General features: G+C 57.5%; 13 protein-coding genes. 11 read left to right on the top strand and 2 right to left on the bottom strand.

Annotation, left to right across the window (positions count from 1 at the left end; translation table 11 throughout):
* The first annotated feature begins 25 nt into the window (after positions 1-25).
* The 9 genes from CPY64_RS06380 to guaB all read left to right on the top strand — a co-directional run bounded on the left by CPY64_RS06380 (position 26) and on the right by guaB (position 13862).
* Positions 26-1300, top strand: coding sequence for a lipoprotein-releasing ABC transporter permease subunit (locus tag CPY64_RS06380; RefSeq protein ID WP_042479828.1), 1275 nt, complete (start codon positions 26-28; stop codon positions 1298-1300).
* The gene (locus CPY64_RS06385) at positions 1293-2006 is read left to right on the top strand and encodes an ABC transporter ATP-binding protein (RefSeq protein ID WP_026482826.1); all 714 of its coding nucleotides are present in this window, start codon (positions 1293-1295) and stop codon (positions 2004-2006) included. Before CPY64_RS06380 ends, CPY64_RS06385 begins: the two co-directional genes overlap by 8 nt.
* Positions 2007-2079: 73 nt before the next feature.
* Complete coding sequence (locus CPY64_RS06390) at positions 2080-2913, top strand: TatD family hydrolase (RefSeq protein WP_042479831.1); 834 nt, start codon at positions 2080-2082, stop codon at positions 2911-2913.
* Between the two features lie 198 nt (positions 2914-3111).
* Positions 3112-5580, top strand: a complete 2469-nt coding sequence (locus CPY64_RS06395) for a DNA internalization-related competence protein ComEC/Rec2 (protein ID WP_042479833.1) — start codon at positions 3112-3114, stop codon at positions 5578-5580.
* A 121-nt stretch (positions 5581-5701) separates the two neighbouring features.
* Positions 5702-6598 carry an alpha/beta fold hydrolase gene (locus CPY64_RS06400; RefSeq protein WP_042479837.1) on the top strand — a complete coding sequence of 299 codons (897 nt, stop codon included), beginning with the start codon at positions 5702-5704 and terminating at the stop codon, positions 6596-6598.
* 6 nt (positions 6599-6604) lie between these two features.
* Complete coding sequence (locus CPY64_RS06405; protein WP_042479845.1) at positions 6605-7453, top strand: 3',5'-nucleoside bisphosphate phosphatase; 849 nt, start codon at positions 6605-6607, stop codon at positions 7451-7453.
* Between the two features lie 17 nt (positions 7454-7470).
* Entirely contained in the window at positions 7471-8064 is a 594-nt protein-coding gene (greB, locus tag CPY64_RS06410) for a transcription elongation factor GreB (protein ID WP_035268090.1), read from the top strand.
* Between the two features lie 232 nt (positions 8065-8296).
* Positions 8297-12358, top strand: a complete 4062-nt coding sequence (gene purL / locus CPY64_RS06415) for a phosphoribosylformylglycinamidine synthase (RefSeq protein WP_042479850.1) — start codon at positions 8297-8299, stop codon at positions 12356-12358.
* Positions 12359-12401: 43 nt separating this feature from the next.
* Positions 12402-13862 carry an IMP dehydrogenase gene (gene guaB / locus CPY64_RS06420; RefSeq protein WP_042479851.1) on the top strand — a complete coding sequence of 487 codons (1461 nt, stop codon included), beginning with the start codon at positions 12402-12404 and terminating at the stop codon, positions 13860-13862.
* 446 nt (positions 13863-14308) lie between these two features.
* Here the strand turns inward: guaB and CPY64_RS06425 are convergent, their stop codons facing one another.
* The gene (locus tag CPY64_RS06425) at positions 14309-15214 is read right to left on the bottom strand and encodes a DMT family transporter (protein WP_042479854.1); all 906 of its coding nucleotides are present in this window, start codon (positions 15212-15214) and stop codon (positions 14309-14311) included.
* 85 nt (positions 15215-15299) lie between these two features.
* Here CPY64_RS06425 and CPY64_RS06430 point away from each other — a divergent pair, with 85 nt between their 5' ends.
* Positions 15300-16106, top strand: coding sequence for an AraC family transcriptional regulator (locus CPY64_RS06430; RefSeq protein WP_042479856.1), 807 nt, complete (start codon positions 15300-15302; stop codon positions 16104-16106).
* Here CPY64_RS06430 and CPY64_RS06435 read toward each other — a convergent pair.
* Positions 16103-16993: an alpha/beta fold hydrolase gene (locus tag CPY64_RS06435; RefSeq protein ID WP_080723663.1), complete on the bottom strand. Its 891-nt coding sequence runs from the start codon at positions 16991-16993 to the stop codon at positions 16103-16105. The two genes, CPY64_RS06430 and CPY64_RS06435, sit on opposite strands and share 4 nt — an antisense overlap.
* A gap of 161 nt (positions 16994-17154) precedes the next feature.
* On the opposite strand from CPY64_RS06435, the gene guaA reads away from it, so the two are divergent.
* Positions 17155-18741, top strand: a complete 1587-nt coding sequence (gene guaA / locus CPY64_RS06440; RefSeq protein WP_042479859.1) for a glutamine-hydrolyzing GMP synthase — start codon at positions 17155-17157, stop codon at positions 18739-18741.
* Positions 18742-18985: the final 244 nt, after the last annotated feature.

Raw genomic sequence — 18985 nt, forward strand, 5'->3', positions numbered from 1 at the left:
TTTCTTTGAGGCGATAGCAGCTCGCATGGGATACGAATTTTGGATTGGAGCGCGGTATGCCGGCCTGGCCAAGGGCCGCAAACGGCGTGGGGGACGAAAAGACCGTTTCGTCTCCTTTATTGCGGGCAGCTCGATGGCGGGGATTGCCCTGGGGGTAGCCGCGCTCATTGTCGTGCTGTCCGTCATGAACGGCTTTCAGACCCAGGTGCGTGATCGCATGCTGTCGGTCTTGCCGCATATTGAACTGATTGTGCGCAATGCCGATCATCAGCAAGTCTTGAATGAATGGAAGTCGCTGGCCCAAAAAGCCCAGACCAATCCAGCGGTGGTGGGCTCGGCCCCCTATGTGGCCGGGCAGGGCATGCTGGTGCGCAGCAATCAATTGATGGGCGTGCAGGTACGCGGCATTGAGCCTGATCAGGAAAGCAAGGTGTCCGAGCTGGCCCAGCAAATGGTCATGGGCCGACTGGAAAACCTGCAGCCAGGCACTTTCGGGATTGTGCTGGGCGAGCAGTTGGCCAATCAACTACGTGTCAGCACGGGCGATACGATCATGCTGATGGCTCCGCAAGGCTCGATCTCGCCAGCCGGTTTTTCACCGCGCATGCGCCAGTTCACGGTAACCGGTGTGTTTTCCTCCGGCTATTACGAATACGATGCCAGCCTGGCTTTTGTGAACGTGGATGATGCTTCCAAGATTTTCCGCGATAGCGGCAATAGCGGCGTGCGTCTACGCATTAAGGACATGCAGCAGGCTCCCATGGTGGCTCAGGAATTGGCCAGCAAAATGCCGCGCAACGTGTTGGTGTCGGACTGGACGGCCAATAACCGCACCTGGTTTGCCGCCGTGCAAACTGAAAAACGCATGATGTTCCTGATCCTGGCTCTGATTGTGGCCGTGGCGGCTTTCAACCTGCTGTCCTCTTTGGTGATGGCGGTAAAAGACAAGCAGTCGGACATTGCGATCTTGCGTACGATTGGCGCCACCCCCAGCGAGATTGCCCGTATTTTCCTGGTGCAGGGCGCCTTGATCGGCGTGGTGGGGACGTTGCTGGGTGTCGGCTTGGGCACCTTGATTGCCTACAATATCGACGTGATCGTGCCCTTTATTGAAAATCTGATGGGCCGTAAATTCCTTCCGCAGCAGATTTACTTTATTAGCGAGCTGCCATCCAACCCGCAGGTTGACGATATTGTGCTGATTGCCATCGTCTCGCTGGTTCTGTCCTTCCTGGCCACGCTGTATCCAAGCTGGCGTGCTTCCAAGCTTCAACCTGCACAGGTGCTGCGTCATGACTGATCTTATCGCTCCAACCGTGCTGCGCGCGCGCGATGTCAGCGTCCACTACGAGGAAGGTGGCAACAGCATTCAAGTGCTCTCCGGGGTGAATCTGGAGGTGTGTCGTGGCGAGATGGTGGCCATTATTGGTGCTTCCGGCTCGGGTAAAAGTACTTTGCTGCATGCTTTGGGCCTGCTGGACAAGCCCAATACCGGCAGTATCGAGGTCAACGGCACCCAGACGGAAAGCCTGAATGAAAGCGAGCGCAGTCAGCTGCGCAACAAGGTGCTGGGTTTTGTGTACCAGTTCCACCATTTGCTGCCCGAGTTTGATGCGCTCGACAATGTGGCCATGCCCTTGATCGTGCGCCGCATGAAGCGTGCAGAGGCGCGTGAGCAGGCTCAGCAGGTGCTGGAACAGGTGGGTTTGTCCCAGCGCGTGCATCACTATCCGGGCCAGTTGTCCGGGGGCGAGCGTCAGCGGGTGGCCTTGGCACGTGCTTTGGTGACACGGCCTGCCTGCGTGCTGGCGGACGAGCCTACGGGTAATCTGGACCGCTACACCGCTGAAGGCATGTTTGAGCTGTTGAGCCGGGTCAATGAAGAATTCGGCACGGCGTTTGTCATCGTGACTCATGACCAGGCCCTGGCCTCCTTGGCCCATCGTCAGCTGGTTATGGACAAGGGCTATCTGACCCAGGAAATCAGGGCCGAGCGCCGGTCTTGATAGCCGGCAGGGTCACGGTCTGTAAAACCGTGGCCTTCTCCTTTGCAGGCCGGTTCTTGTGGGGAGTTTCATTATGCTTATTGATACGCACTGTCATCTGGATGCTCCCGAATTTGCTTCAGATCGCGAGCAGGTCATTGAGCGCGCCCGCGCGGCAGGTGTACGTTCGATTGTGGTGCCGTCCGTCGGTGTATTCGATTTTCAGGCTGCCCGCGAGACCGCCAAGGCTGCGCCCGGTGGTGTGTATGCGCTAGGTATCCACCCCTTGTTTACACCCAAGGCGGGTGAGGCAGATCTGGAAGCCCTGGAGCAGGAAATCCAGCTGCGGCTGGATGATCCGCGTTTTGTTGCTCTGGGTGAAATCGGTCTGGATTACTTTGTGCCAGCGCTGAAAACCGACGAGGCCAGCCGCCATCAGGAGTGGCTGTATGAGGCCCAATTGGCTATGGCGCAGCGCCATGGCTTGCCTGTACTTCTGCATGTGCGCCGCTCCCAGGATCGGGTACTGAAATATCTTCGGCAGTTTCCGGGAGTCGGCGGAATCGCCCATGCTTTTAACGGTAGCGAGCAGCAGGCACAGATGTTTATGCGTCAGGGCTGTGCGCTGGGTTTTGGTGGGGCCATGACCTTTGGCCGAGCCAAGCAGATTCGCAGGCTGGCACAGGACATGAGTCTTGCCGATATGGTGCTGGAGACCGATGCGCCGGATTTGGCACCGTCCTGGCTGGTAGAGCCGGGAACACCACTGGCCTCGGTTCGTAATGAGCCGGCCGAAGTGAAGGGAGTCGCGGAAAGTCTTGCGGAGCTGCGGGGGATGGACGTGGCTGATGTCATTAGCCAGACCGGTGCCACGGCACGACGAGTCTTGCCAAGGCTGGATGCGTTTTTGTCTAGCCAGGGGTATTAGCTAGGGTTCGGTTTTTTGAGCTTATCGGGACTGCTTTTTCCTGTGCCTTTTCACACGACCCATCTTTGAGCTAAGAGGATCTTCTTGCCTATCGGTACAAGCCGATGTGAGCAACGTGTCCTTTTGCTGACTCTTTAAAGCAGCCCTGAACTCTACGCTATAGATTTGCGTGGAGGTCGCGATGGCAGGGCAGAGCCCATGCTAGGGCGCGCATGTTTAGCCGCTTTTGTGGCCGCAGCCACATTCACCCATTTCCTGAAACCTTCCTATCTGGCCCTGCCTGTTTGGCCGTGGCTGGGTGCTGCTGTTTTGAGCATCTTGCTGGCACAGCGTTTCTCTTTTGCTTATGTTCTGGTCTTTGCCTGCTTGGGAGCGGGTTACAGCGTTTGGCATATACAAGACCGGCTGGCTCAATCCGTCCCGGTCGCCGACATCAATAAAGTCAGTCGCGTGGAACTGGAGATTCAATCCCTGGTGCAGGCCGGGCCGAATTACAGACAGTTTCAGGCTCGAGTCCTGAACTCTCAGCCGCCTGGTTTGCCTGAGCAGATTCTGGTTCGCTGGACTGCCGCTCAAGGCCATCGTTCTCTATACCGTGAGCCGGCTGTACAGAACTTTCCGGAATTGATGCCTGGTCAACGCTGGCGTATGTCCTTATTGGTGCGCCCACCTCAAGGGACCCGTAACCCGCACGGCTTTGATGCAGAACGTCATGCCATCATTCAAGGCTGGCGGGCCGTGGGCAGCGTTCGGGGTCAGCCACAACAAGTAGACTTCGATCCGGCGCAGTCCTGGCCCACGTGGACGGAGCGTCTGCGTCATCATTTGCGCAGCGTCTTGATGCCCTACGTACAGGAACGACGCTGGGGCGGGGTGATGCTGGCTTTGTCCTTGGGTGATCAAGCCAGTATCGCCGCATCGGACTGGCTGATCTTCAATCGCAGTGGCCTGACGCACCTGGTCTCCATCAGCGGCACGCACGTTACGTTCCTGGCCGTGTTGTTGGCTGCCTGGGTGTCCTGGTGCTGGCGACGTATCCGCTGGGGGCGCTGGGTATTGGCCGAGCAGATTCCCGCCCAGGTCGCCGCGACTTGGGTAGGTATTGCCGGGGCGGGCGCTTACTGTGTCGTCGCAGGCTGGGGTGTTCCTGCCCAGCGCACTTTTTTAATGTTGCTGGTGCTGGGTGTCTGCCGTATTCGGGGTTTGCATTTGGGGGCCAGCCGGACTTTACTGATTGCCGCTATGTGTGTGGTTTTACACGATCCTTGGGCGGGGCTGACGACCGGCTTTTATCTTTCTTTTGCCGCTGTCTCGGTTTTGTTCGCCTTTGGCTCCTTGATGGGGCAGGTGCCGCAGCCGGGGTCTTGGTGGCAGCGCTGGGGGCGGCGGGTCTGGTTTGCAACTCAGTTGCAGGTCCTGATTACCTTGGCCTTATTACCTGCACTGGCCCCCTTGTTCCATGAAATATCCTTGGCCTCTTTGCCCGCGAATGCCTACGCCATCACCTTGATTGGCTCGGTTGTGACGCCTTTGGTGTTGCTCTTGCTGATTTTGGCGGCATTGCAGGCTCCGCCGGTCTGGTGCGAGTCTGTCGCCTATCTTGCTCATACCGTATTGGACTTCACCATGCAGCCTACGGTCTGGTTGGCGGAGCATAGCCTTGCCAGTATGCCGGTGCCTGCCCAGCATTGGGCCTGGACAGTTCTGGCTTTGCTGGGAGTGTTGTTGTTGCTCTTGCCTAAAGGTTTTGTGTCCCGTTTGAGCGGCCTGTCTCTGCTGGTGCCTGCTTTGGCTTTACGACCTTCCTTGTTACAGGAAGGGGACTGGGACTTGTTTGCCTTGGATATAGGTCAGGGCAGTGCGGTGGTGCTGCGTACGCGTAATCAGGTGTTGTTGTTCGATGTAGGAAACCGCTACGGTCCTGATTCTGATGAGGGCAAGCGCAGCATTGCACCCTGGTTGAAAGCCAAGGGAATAGGGCAGATAGACACCTTGGTGCTGTCTCATGCCGATATGGACCATGTGGGCGGGACGCGCAGTGTGTTGCAGGCGGTGCCCGTGAGCCGCTCCTATAGCAGCTTTGACCTGGACGCCCATTTGAATCGGGAAGAGCGTTTGCTGGGGTTGGCAACTGGTTCCACGACTCGCCCGGCACAAGCCTTGCGCTGCGAGCAGGATGTGAGCTGGGAGGTAGACGGCGTACGTTTCCGGTTCTGGTGGCCGCCCGCAGATGAGGCCAGCTTCAAGGCCGTCTATGGTCGCGAGGAAGATAAAAACGCCATTAGCTGCGTGCTGGAAGTTCAAGGTGCCCGACACAGCGCGCTGCTTTTGGGTGATGCGGGTGTGGCACAAGAGCAGGCCATTGTGGCAGCAGGTTTGGGGCCTATCGACGTGGTGGTGGTTGGGCATCACGGCTCCCGGACTTCTTCGGGGGCGCATTTTGTCAAACACATACAGGCAGGCTTGGCCATCGCTCAATTGGGCTGGTGGAACCGTTTCAGCCATCCGCATCCACTGGTACAAGCTCGTTGGGAACGCTCCGGTGCTTTATTTCTGCGCACTGATCAATGGGGCGCCTTGACGGTGGAGTCACGCCCCTCGGCCCTGTATTACTTTGGAGAGCGGGACCGTTACGCCCGTTACTGGCAGCCCCCGGCACCACCCTGACGGCAGGACAGAAACGGCACAGTAAAGCCCTCGGGCTGGGCTACAATAGTCCTTTATCTGTCAAATTCTGGTCTGAGCGTTCATGACAACTGATCTTCAGGAGCCGCGCCTTAATTGGGTTATGTGTGCCAGTGCATCCGGCACGCACCGCATGGCGTACTGGGAGTGGGGCGATCCAACTAACGACCAGGTCTTGATGTGCGTGCATGGTTTGACGCGTACAGGCCGGGATTTTGATCAATTGGCCCAGCGCCTGTCCAAGCGCTACCGCGTGGTCGCCCCTGATATTGTTGGACGTGGCCGCTCTGATTGGCTGATTGATCCGTCCGCTTACGCCATCCCTCAATACGTTGCCGACATGCTGGTGCTGATTGCCCGTTTGCAGCCAGCACGGCTGGATTGGGTGGGCACGTCCATGGGCGGTTTGATTGCCTTGGGCTTGCAAGGGGGGCAGGCGATGTCAGCCTTGCTGCGTCCGGCTCGTCCCGGTCCAGGTCTGGGTGCCGAGCCCTTGCAGTTGCCTTTGGGGCGTGTTGTTTTGAACGATGTAGGCCCCGCGCTGGATATGACAGGCCTGCAGCGCATCAGCGAGTACGTTGGCCAGTCCGTGCTGTTTGATACCTTCGAGCAGGCGGTGGAATATGTGCGTTCTGTCTCGGCTTCCTTCGGAGAGCACTCCGCCGAGGAGTGGGCGGATATGTCCCGTCATGTATTTGTGGAACACGAAGGCAAATGGCGTCGCCATTACGATTTGCGCCTGTCGCAAGCCTTTGCTCAGCAGGCAGATGTGGATCTGGAGGCTGCACAGGCTTTGTTGTGGGCTGCCTATGAAGGCTTGCCGGACAAGGTTCTGATTGTGCGCGGGCAGCAGTCGGATCTCTTGACGGCAGAGGTCGTTCAGGAAATGTTGCAGCGCAATCCCAACTCGCAACTGGTGACCATTCCCAATGTGGGCCATGCGCCCATGCTGCGTAATGCCGAGCAAATCGACCACATCGACTACTTTCTTGCTGGATAGCCCCCTATGAGTGTTCAGGCCCGCTTGCCCGTTGATTTGCATTGCCATTCCATTTATTCAGATGGCGTGCTCAGTCCCGCGGAGCTGGCCGCGCGTGCGCATGCTAACGGGGTGAAGCTGTGGGCCCTGACGGATCATGATGAAATTGGCGGTTTGAAACAGGCCCGGCAGCATGCCGAGGACCTGGGCATGCGCTTTGTGGACGGGGTGGAAATTTCCGTCACCTGGGCGAAGAAAACCATTCATATTGTGGGTCTGGGCGTAGATCCGGACCATTCTGCCTTGCAACAAGCGCTGCACGAGGTGCGCGCCGGGCGCGAGCAACGTGCTCGTCAGATGAGCGAACGTTTAGCGGAACTAGGTTTCCCCAATGCTTACGAAGGCGCTGTTCCTTTTGCTGCCAATCCGGAATTGATCAGCCGCACGCACTTTGCCCGTTTTCTGGTGCAGCAAGGGTATTGCGCCGATATGAATGAGGCCTTTCGCCGCTATCTGGCGGACGGCAGGCCCGCCGCCGTGGAAACAGTCTGGGCCAGCCTGGAAGAAGCGGTGGGTTGGATACGTGAATCCGGCGGCAAGGCGATTATTGCCCACCCCGGACGTTACGAATTGGACGGCACCCGCAGCCATGCCTTGTACACCCAGTTTCTGGAATTGGGTGGAGTGGGGATTGAAGTGCTGACGGGCAGTCACACTCCGCAGGAATACAGCGTGTATACCCAGGTAGCGCGCAGCTATGGTTTTGAGGTGTCCTGCGGTTCGGATTTTCATGGTCCCAGCGAAGGGCGTGTGGATTTAGGCGGTCTGCCGCCTTTGCCCTCGGGATTGAAACCCGTTTGGCAGGAGTGGCTCTAGCAGGAGCCTTGAAAACTATGAATAAAGCCTTTGTGAAAGAGTCCGATCAGGACGACGATGACGATCTGGACGCACCGGCCAGTGCGTTGCCCAGTGGCACCAAGAATTACATGACGGTCCTGGGTTATCGCCGTTTGCGTGGCGAGCTGACCCATTTAATGAACAAGGAACGTCCCGAGGTCGTGCAGATCGTCTCGTGGGCCGCTTCCAATGGTGACCGCTCCGAGAATGGCGATTATCTGTACGGTAAGAAACGCCTGCGGGAAATTGACCGCCGTATCCGCTTCCTGACCAAGCGTCTGGAAATTGCCGAAGTGGTCGATCCCGGCTTGCAGCCCAACCCCGATCAAGTGTTTTTTGGTGCAACTGTTGTTTATAGCGACAGCCAGGGTGAAGAATTCACCATTACTATTGTGGGCGTGGACGAGGCCGAACCCTTGCAAGGCCGTATCAGCTGGATTTCGCCGGTGGCCCGGGCCTTGATCAAGGCGCGTGAAGGCGACACCGTGGTGCTGCGCACCCCCGCCGGCAAGGAAGAGCTGGATATTCTGGAAGTGTCCTATCCCGAGCCCGCGCCAGCTCCGGATCTGGATGGAGACAGCCCGATTTGAACGCCGTACCGGGTCCGTATTGGAGATTACGGGGCGCCAATCGCTCCGGCCCCTCAAGACGTCTTGTCGAGCTTGCCGGGTTTGCTGTGTCTCCAGCCCCGCTTGCGGCCCCGTTGTTTGAACTGAATTTTCCCTTTTTGTGCACGCCATTTACCGATGTGACCTCTTGTGTCGCTTCCGGTTAAAATGGCGTGTTTTCTATTTCTCCCACCTTTTTTGCCCCTCCCGTATCGTGAGCCAAATCCTGTACTTTCCCGGTTCGTCCGTGCTCTCCGCATTTCGTCGTGAGCGTTTGCTAGAGCGTGTTGAGCAGCGTCAACTGCCTGTTGCCGACATTCTTGCCTTGCACGAATACTATGTCTGGACTGAAGAGTCCGGCCTGGATGCCAGTGCGCGTCAGCACCTCAGCGACCTGCTGGACGATGGTCTGCCTGCGCTGGACCCTCAGCCGCCTAAAGGCGCCTTGGTTCTGCGTGTCATTCCTCGTTTGGGGACCGTGTCACCCTGGGCCAGTAAAGCGACTGACATCGCCCATAACTGTGGCTTGCAAGCGGTACGTCGTATCGAGCGTGGCGTGCGTTACATCATCACCCCTAAGCGTGGCTTGCTGGGTGCCAAGGAACTGGATCAGGCTCAGCTGGAGCAACTGGCTGCCTTGCTGCACGACCGCATGACCGAAACCGTGGTTGGTTTGGACTTTGACGGTCAGGCGCTGTTCACCCAACTGGAAGGCAAGCCCATCCAGACCGTGGATGTTCTGGGCGGTGGCGTGGCGACCTTGAAGCAGGCCAATGAGGAAATGGGTCTGGCGCTGTCCGAGGACGAAATTGAATACCTGATGGAGGCCTTCACACGTCTGGGTCGTAACCCGCACGATGTGGAATTGATGATGTTCGCGCAAGCCAATAGCGAACACTGTCGTCACAAGATTTTTAACGCACAGTGGGTAATTGACGGTCAAAACCAGGGCAAGACCTTGTTTGGCATGATTCGCGAAACCCACGCGGCTCAACCTGAAAATACCGTGGTGGCTTATGCGGATAACGCCGCCATCATGACGGGCGGCCCCGCTACTCTGTTCCATGCCGGTATTGATGATCAGGCCAACGAGCCTGTGTATCAGCGCCACGAAGCACTGGTTCACACCTTGATGAAGGTGGAAACTCATAACCACCCAACCGCAATTGCTCCTTTCCCCGGTGCATCTACCGGCGCCGGTGGCGAGATTCGCGACGAAGGCGCAACAGGCCGTGGTTCCAAGCCCAAAGCAGGTTTGACCGGCTTTACCGTGTCCAATCTGTGCTTCCCTGAGCAAATGGAACCCTGGGAAAAAGACTCCCACGGCATTCCTGACCGTATCGCCAGCCCGCTGGACATCATGATTGAAGGCCCGATTGGTGGTGCTGCCTTCAATAACGAATTTGGTCGTCCCAACCTGCTGGGTTACTTCCGTACTTTTGAACAAACGGCTGGCGATCAGCGCTGGGGCTACCACAAGCCCATCATGATTGCCGGTGGTCTGGGTTCGATTGACGATCGCCTGACTCACAAAGATCCTCTGCCAGTGGGCGCCTTGCTGATTCAGCTGGGCGGTCCCGGCATGCGTATTGGTATGGGTGGTGGTGCTGCGTCCAGTATGGGCGTGGGGGCCAACCGCGCCGAACTGGACTTTGACTCCGTGCAGCGTGGTAACCCGGAGATGGAACGCCGTGCCCAGGAAGTGATCGACCGCTGCTGGCAGCAGGGCGAGAATAACCCCATTATTGCCATCCACGACGTGGGGGCGGGTGGTCTATCCAACGCATTCCCTGAGTTGGTGAACGATGCCGAGCGTGGCGCTATTTTTGAACTGACTCGCGTTCCTCTGGAAGAGTCGGGTCTGTCGCCTGCTGAAATCTGGTCCAACGAATCCCAGGAGCGTTACGTCCTGGCCATTCTGCCCAAGGATCTGCCGCGTTTTGAGCGCATTGCTCAGCGCGAGCGCTGCCCCTTTGCCGTCGTGGGTGTGGCGACTGAAGCGCGCCAATTGCGCGTGACTTTCGGCGAAGGCCTGCCTGGCGTGGACGAAGTGCACACCCCCAAGAGCATCGAGGAACGTCCTGTTGACGTGCCTATGGATGTGATTCTGGGTAAAGCCCCACGCATGGAACGCGACGTCAAGCGTCTGGACGGCGTGGCCGAACCGCTGGACCTGACCGTTATTCCGTTGACCGAAGCCATGCACCGGGTGCTGCGTCACCCCACTGTGGCCAACAAGACTTTCCTGATCAGCATTGGCGACCGCAGCGTGGGTGGCCTGTGCAGTCGTGATCAGATGGTTGGCCCTTGGCAAGTGCCTGTGGCCGACTGCGCCGTTACTTTGGCTGATTTTGAAGGCGTGCGCGGCGAAGCCATGTCCATGGGCGAACGTAGCCCTAGCGCCATGATTGACGCTGCTGCCTCCGGCCGTATGGCTGTGGCTGAAGCCCTGACCAACCTGGTCGCCAGTGATGTGCGTGACCTGAAAGACGTCAAATTGTCCGCCAACTGGATGGCCGCTTGCGGCGTGGATGGCCAGGACGCTGCCTTGTTCGACACGGTTCAGGCTGTCAGCCAGTGGTGCCAGAGCCTGGGCCTGTCCATTCCTGTGGGCAAGGACTCCCTGTCCATGCGTACCAGCTGGGAGCAGGACGGTGAGTCCCGTCAGGTGATTTCGCCAGTTTCCCTGGTGGTGACCGCTTTTGCTCAAGTGGCCGATGTGCGCCGCACCTTGACCCCCCAACTGCAAACCAATGTGGGCGATACCGCTCTGGTCTTGATTGATCTGGGGCAGGGCAAACAGCGTATGGGCGCTTCTGTGTTGGCTCACGCTTTCAATCAGGTTGGCCAGTCCGTGCCCGATATGCAGGACGCCGAAGCCATGCTGGCTTTTGTGAAGGTGATTCGCCAATTGGCCGACCAGGATCTTATCCTGGCCTACCACGACCGTTCCGACGGTGGTCTGGCCGCGACCGTAGCCGAAATGGCTTTTGCCGGTCACACCGGCGTGTCCGTGAATCTGGACATGCTGACCATCGACCCTCATGCTGCCGATTGGGGCGATTACAAGATTCGTGCCGAACAGGTTTCCGTGCAGCGTGATGAAATCACCTTGCGCGCCTTGTTCAACGAAGAGGCTGGTGCTGTTATCCAGGTGCCATTGGCCCAGCGTGATCAGGTCATGCAAACTCTGCGTGAAGCAGGTTTGTCGGCTCACTCCCATGTGATTGGTAGTCTGAACAAGACTGATCAGGTCGAGTTCTATCGCGATGGTGCTTGCATTTACCAAGCCCCTCGTGTGGAACTGGCACAACAGTGGAGCGAAGTTAGCCGCCGTATCATGGAGCGTCGCGATAACCCCGCTTGCGCACAGGCTGAATTCGATCGCTGGGAAGACGTGCAAGATCCAGGCATCTCGCCGCGTGTCATGTTCAACCCGCAAGAAGATATTGCTGCTCCCTTCATCGCTACCGGCAAACGCCCACGCGTTGCCATCTTGCGCGAACAGGGTTGCAACAGTCAGGTGGAAATGGCCTGGGCCTTTGATACTGCTGGTTTTGAGGCCGTGGACGTACACATGACCGATTTGCTGTCGGGTCGCGCATCGCTGGAAGGCATGCAGGGCATGGTGGCCGTGGGTGGTTTCAGCTACGGCGACGTTCTGGGCGCCGGTGAAGGCTGGGCCAAGACCATACGTTTCAACAACCAGTTGTCGGATCAGTTTGCTGCTTTCTTCGGTCGCAGCGATACCTTCGGTCTGGGTATTTGTAATGGTTGCCAGATGATGGCCGCTTTGGCTCCCATGATTCCAGGTGCAGAATTCTGGCCACGCTTTACCCGTAACCAGTCGGAAAAATACGAGGCTCGTTTCTCCAGTGTAGAAATCGCCGCTTCGCCATCCTTGTTCTTCAAGGGTATGGAAGGGACACGCCTGCCAGTAGCCGTGGCTCACGGTGAAGGCTTTGCGAACTTCCAGCGTCAGGGCGATGCATCCAAGGTAGCGGCTGCAGTTCATTTTGTGGATCACCGCGGTCAGCGCACCGAGCAATACCCGCTGAACCCCAACGGCAGCCCTTACGGTTTGACGGGTGTCACCACGGCAGATGGCCGCTTCACCATCATGATGCCTCACCCGGAACGTGTGACGCGCAACGTCATGATGTCCTGGACGCCAGAGCAGTGGGGCGCCGCCGATCAGGGTGCTGATCAGATGGCAAATGGTGGATTTACTCCCTGGATGCGGATGTTTCGCAACGCTCGGGTCTGGATTGCGTAATTGCTTACGCGTATAATCGATTTTTGGACGGAGTTATAAAAGCATGCGTCTCATCAAGAAAGCACTGACCTTCGACGATGTGTTGTTGGTTCCCGCTTACTCCGAGGTTCTGCCTCGCGATACATCCTTGCTCACCCGCTTTACGCGGGACATCACCCTGAATATCCCGCTGGTTTCGGCTGCCATGGACACGGTCACCGAAGCGCGTCTGGCTATTGCCATGGCACAGGAAGGCGGTATCGGGATCATCCACAAGAACCTGACGGCAGATGCTCAAGCACGTGAAGTTGCACGTGTGAAGCGTCACGAGTTCGGTATCGTGATTGATCCGGTTACTGTTACGCCCACCATGAAGGTGCGCGATGCCATCAACCTGCAGCGTCAACACGGTATTTCCGGTCTGCCTGTGGTGGAAGCCGGCAAGCTGGTGGGTATTGTTACCAACCGCGATCTGCGCTTTGAAGACCGCCTGGATCTGCCTTTGCGTGATGTCATGACGCCTCAAGAGCGTCTGATCACCATGCACGAAGGCGCGACGCTGGACGAAGCCCAGGCCCTGATGCACCGCCACCGCTTGGAGCGCGTGCTGATCGTGAACGATCAGTTCCAGCTGCGTGGTCTGGCAACGGTGAAGGATATTGTCAAAAACACCGAGCACCCTCTGGCCAGCAAAGACAGCCACGGTCAGCTGCGCGTTGGCGCTGCAGTTGGTGTAGGTGACGGTACTGAAGAACGTGTCGAGAAACTGGCCTCAGCCGGTGTGGACGTGGTGGTGGTGGACACTGCCCACGGTCACTCCCGTGGTGTTATCGAGCGCGTTCGCTGGGTCAAGAAGAATTTCCCTCGCATTCAGGTCATTGGCGGCAACATTGCTACCGCTGATGCCGCTCGTGCTCTGGTCGAGGCCGGTGCAGATTGCGTCAAGGTCGGTATCGGCCCTGGCTCTATTTGTACGACTCGTATCGTGGCCGGTGTGGGTGTCCCTCAAATTACAGCAATTGCTGACGTTGCCAAGGCATTGGAAGGTACGGGCGTACCTTTGATCGCTGACGGCGGTATCCGCTTCTCCGGCGACGTGTCCAAGGCTTTGGCCGCTGGCGCTTCCGCTTGCATGATGGGCGGTATGTTTGCCGGTACCGAAGAGTCTCCGGGTGAAGTTGTGCTGTTCCAGGGCCGTTCGTACAAGTCCTACCGCGGTATGGGTAGCTTGGGCGCTATGGTCGATGGTTCGGCTGACCGCTACTTCCAGGATCCTTCGAACAACGCTGACAAGCTGGTTCCAGAAGGTATTGAAGGCCGCGTGCCCTACAAGGGCAGTGTTATTGCCATTATTTACCAACTGGTTGGCGGCATCCGTGCTTCCATGGGCTACTGCGGTTGCAAATCCATCGAGGAATTGCACTCCAAGGCTGAGTTCGTGGAAATTACGGCTGCGGGTGTACGTGAGTCCCACGTGCATGATGTGCAGATCACCAAGGAAGCGCCTAACTACCGCGCTGACTGATCTTAGCCAGTCTCTTGCATGCCAGAAACCGCCAGCCTTTGGGTTGGCGGTTTTTTTGTTTCCGCCTTTGTATTGTGGGGTAGGGGGTGGTCCCAGGATAGACGCCTCTTGCGGCCTGGGTGGGGGCGTGGGGCGGACCGCTTGCCGGTGCTGCGCACCGGTGTCCTTGGCGGTGTCGGGATACGGGCGCACTCTGAACTCACCCGGTGATTGGTCCCCCGGACCAATCACAAGCGTCGGGTTCAAACAGCAGAGTGCTTGCATCCCGTATTCCGACACCGCCCGCGGCAAGCAGTCTGACTCGCCCCGCGTCCCCACCCACGCCGCAAGAGGCTCAGATTCAGCTATTCAGTTCATTAGTTCATCACTCGTTAACTCACAAACTAATGGCCGATAGCTGGCAAATCAGTTCATAGCAGGAGTTGGATATAAAACTCCCATATTTCTTATTTAGCAGGGGCTGCTTTGGTTTTGAAAAGCCATTGTTGAGGTGGCCATTGAGCAAGAATCACCCCAGCCAGGGTCAGCAATCCACCGCTCACATGGTGTGCGCCCAGTTGTTCGCCCAGCAATGGGATGGCCAGCATGGCGGTCATGAAGGGCAGGATGTTCAGGAACAGGCTGCATCGGGCCGGGCCCAAGCGTGTGATGCCTTGGATCCAGCAGTAGGGCAGCAGGACGGAGGCCAGGATGCCTGCGTACAGGATCAGGGGGACTGTTTGCTCATTCAATTGAGTTTGTTCAGCCGGTAGCCAGAAGAAGACGGGCAGCAGGGTGATCAAGGCTCCCCAGGCTTGAAGATAGGTCGATTGCCAGGCTGGCACAGTGATATGCCATTTCTTCAAAAAGACGCTGTAAAAGGCGTAGCTTAATGCCGCTGTCAGCATCAGCAAGTCGCCAGAGCGGACTCCTTGGCTTAGCAGTTGCAGAGGATGGCCGCCGCTAATCAACCAGACTGTTCCAAACAAGGCCAGCAGGGCGCCGGGCAGCATGCCGCGAGGGCCAGAGCCTGGCAGCAGCAAACGTGTGGTCAACAGGGTTAGTAGGGGTGTCAGTGCGGTAATCACGGCCATATTGGTGGCGCTGGTACTGGCAGCTGCCCAGTAAGACAGGCATTGATAAAACGCCATGCTCAGAAATCCCAGAAACAGCAGTTTGGGCAGTTGGGGGCGGATCGAGTGCCAGTGTCGCCAGACAGGGCGAGCGGCAAACAGGCTCATGATGGCCAGCGCCAGCACGACTCGATAAAAACTCATGGCAGGTGCGGCGATCAGGCCGTGCGCCATTTTGGAAACAATTACATTGCCGGACCAGAGCAGCATGGTCACCAGCGGATAGGCGTAGTTGCGCATTGGAAGCATCCATCAATAAGGAAGACGTATGCTCGCTGTAGACCGGCTTGCCTGTCTTTCGCTAAACTGACTTGAATTAGCGCAAATGGGACAGCTTGTGCTTGATCCTCTTATTCATATCCCTGTCGAGCTGGCCAAGATGCCCATTAGTGGTTTGGCGGCAGATTATCCGGACGGCCATCTTATTCAAGAGCACCAGCATGTACGGGCGCAGTTTTTGTACGCCGTGCAAGGGGTGATGGTGATCGACGCCCAGGAAGGACGCTGGGTGGTGCCTCCCAGTCGTGGCGTTTGGCTGCAACCGGGGCGACCTCATACGGTTCGCATGCGCGGACAGGTCAAAATGCGCACGATCTTTGTGGATGAGGATGCCGCTCCGGGCTTGCCAGCGCGTAACTGTGTGCTGGATGTCAGCCCTTTGCTACGAGAGCTGATTCTGGAGGCCAGTCGAATTCCTTTGGTGTATGCGCAAGACAGTCGTGATGGCCGCTTGATGCGCTTATTGCTGGATGAATTGCGCGAGCTGCCTGTATTGCCGTTTCATCTGCCCTGGCCCGAAGAGCCGCGCTTGCTATTGGTGTGTCGACATCTGGAGGCCAGCCCTGATGATGATAGGGATGCAAATGCCTGGGCCAAGCAACTGGCCATGAGCGTCAAAACTTTCCATCGCCTGTTTCGTCGTCATACCGGCATCAGCTTTGGGCAATGGCGTCAATTCGCTCGCTTGCTGGGGTCTCTAGAAGGTTTGGCCGCCGGTGAGCCTGTCGTGCAAGTGGCTTTACAACATGGCTATGCCAGTCAAAGCGCATATGCCGCCGTGTTCCGGCGGCATTTTGGGGTCACTCCCAGAGAGTTTTATCGCTCTAAAGACAGCGCGGGCGACGCAGTTTAGTCCGCTAGCTCCAGTAAAAGCCGGGCCAGCATGTCGGGGTGTGTCATCAACGCGCAGTGCCCACTTTCCAACTCTCGGAATTCCCAGTCTTTCTGCTGACGGGCCCATTCGCGCGAGGTATCCACCCCTCTGAACGTAGGCTGTGTGCAGGAGATATAGGAGCAAGGGCGGCCATTGCCGATGACGGGGTTCTGTAAGCGCAGGGAAGAGCGGTAGACGCTAAGCGGCTGTGGTGTCAGGCGGTTACCGACAAAGTGCAGATCTTCTGTGGCATGCAGGCCCAGTGCACTTAGTGGAGGAGGGGGGACGGCAGGAACGGCGCTTTTCCCGGCAGAGGTCACCATGCTGTCGACAATCTTTTCCGGCAGGGTGTCGAAGGTGCTGGTGCCGCTGGGCAGGATAAAGGCGTCCAGGTAGATCAGTTGTTGAATGCAGCGTGGCATGACGTCGGCGACTCCGCTAATGACCAGTCCTCCAAAGCTGTGGCCCACCAGAACCACGTTGGAGAGTTCCTCCCAACGTATCAAATTAGCGACATCATCTACAAAGGTGTTCAGGGTGATGTCCGCGCTAAGCAAGTGGCTGCGTTCGCCCAGGCCTGTCAGTGTGGGGGTATAGACTTTATGCCCCTTGGCCCGTAGCCGGGCAGCCAGTCTGGACCAGCACCAGCCACCGTGCCAAGCACCGTGAACCAACACAAAGGTCAGGCTGTCGGAGACTTCGTCCGTATCTTCCTGACATTCATAGGTAAAGCTGTGCGAGCGGGCACCGGAGGGGCCGGGAGCAGGGATGTAGCTGCCGCCGCCTTGTTGTTGCGCGGCCTGTGCAGGTCGGGATTCATGGTGTTCATTAAGCTCGCTCGGACGAGGGGTACGACTCGAAGACATGCTGAAACTCCCAAAATGGCTGCATGTACTGTAGCTGCCTTGCCGCATGAATGCCAGTGATGCGGGACAATTTCGGCCTGGAGTATTTCAGCCACTCCCTAAGCGGCGCTACACAGCGTAAAATAGATCCTTTACCGCTTTATTATTGGCTCGATACTTTCATGCACCAGCGAATTCTGATTCTTGATTACGGCTCCCAGGTCACCCAGCTTATTGCGCGTCGCGTACGCGAAGCCGGTGCTTACTGTGAAATTCACCCCGGTGATGTCAGCGATGAATTCATCCGTTCCCAAGAAGGCCTGAAAGGGATCATTCTGTCGGGCAGCCACGCGTCGGTCTACGCTGAAGACGCTCTGCAAGTTCCCGCCGCTGCTTTTGACGCTGGCGTACCCGTTCTGGGCATTTGCTACGGCATGCAAGCCATGGCCCGCCAACTGGGCGGTGTTACCGAAGGTTCGGACAAGCGCGAATTTGGCTACGCTGAAGTGCGCGCCCACGGCCACACCAAGTTGCTGGACGGTATCCAGGATTTCGCTACGGCAGAAGGCCACGGCATGCTCAAAGTCTGGATGAGCCACGGCGATAAAGTCACCGCTTTGCCTCCCGGCTTCAAGCTGATGGCTTCCACGCCAACATGCCCCATAGCCGGTATGGCTGATGAAGATCGTGGCTTCTACGCGGTTCAGTTCCACCCCGAAGTCACCCACACTGTCCAAGGCGGCGCCTTGTTCGAGCGCTTTGTGCGCGACATCTGCGGCTGCGTGGGTGATTGGAACATGCCCGACTATGTGCAAGAGGCTATTGCCAATATCCGCGAACAAGTCGGCGACGAAGAGGTCATTCTGGCTCTGTCCGGTGGTGTGGATTCCTCGGTTGCTGCCGCTCTGATCCACCAGGCTATCGGCGAGAAGCTGACCTGCGTATTCGTGGACCACGGCTTGCTGCGTCTGAATGAAGCCCAGCAAGTCATGAGCACCTTCGCTGACAATATGGGTTTGAAGATCATCCATATCGACGCATCCGACCGCTTCCTGGGCAAACTGGCCGGTGTGACCGACCCAGAAGCCAAGCGCAAGATCATCGGCCGCGAATTCGTGGAAATCTTCCAGGAAGAAGCCGCCAAGCTCAGCAACGCCCGCTGGTTGGCCCAAGGCACAATCTACCCGGACGTCATCGAATCCGCCGCTGCCAAATCCGGCAAAGCTACTGGCATCAAATCCCACCACAACGTGGGCGGCCTGCCAGACACACTGAACCTGAAGCTGCTGGAACCCTTGCGTGAATTGTTCAAGGACGAAGTGCGCAAACTGGGCGTAGCCCTGGGCTTGCCACCAGCAATGGTCTACCGCCACCCCTTCCCAGGCCCAGGCTTGGGTGTCCGTATCCTGGGTGAAATCAAGCGCGAATACGCAGACTTGCTGCGCCAAGCTGATGCCATCTTCATCGAAGAACTGCGCAATACGGTTGACGAAGAAACCGGCAAGAACTGGTACGACCTGACCTCCCAGGCCTTCACCGTCTTCCTGCCTGTGAAGAGCGTAGGCGTGATGGGCGACGCTCGTACCTATGAGTACGTTGTTGCTATGCGCGCAGTGCAGACCACCGACTTCATGACGGCTGACTGGGCTGAACTGCCATACTCGCTGCTCAAGCGTACCTCTGGCCGCATCATCAACGAAGTGCGCGGCATTAACCGTGTAACGTACGACGTCAGCAGCAAGCCGCCAGCGACGATTGAGTGGGAGTGAGGGTGCTTTATAAGTTATTGATTTAGTTGTAAAAATAAAATTTCAATAACTACGTCTACCTCATCATCAATGGTGTTTTCATGACAAGCTTAGGATTTGCCATGAAAAAATTGCCGATACCATGGCTAGATGAATGACGCTGGCATGGTATCGGGGAAGAGTATCGGCCATTCCTGACAAGACATGGGGTGTTCTTGAGTTTTTATGGCATCAAGATCGCACCCCGTCTCGCCCCGCACCATAG

Origin of the sequence: Alcaligenes faecalis (genome assembly GCF_002443155.1) — a bacterium.
Taxonomy (GTDB): domain Bacteria; phylum Pseudomonadota; class Gammaproteobacteria; order Burkholderiales; family Burkholderiaceae_B; genus Alcaligenes; species Alcaligenes faecalis.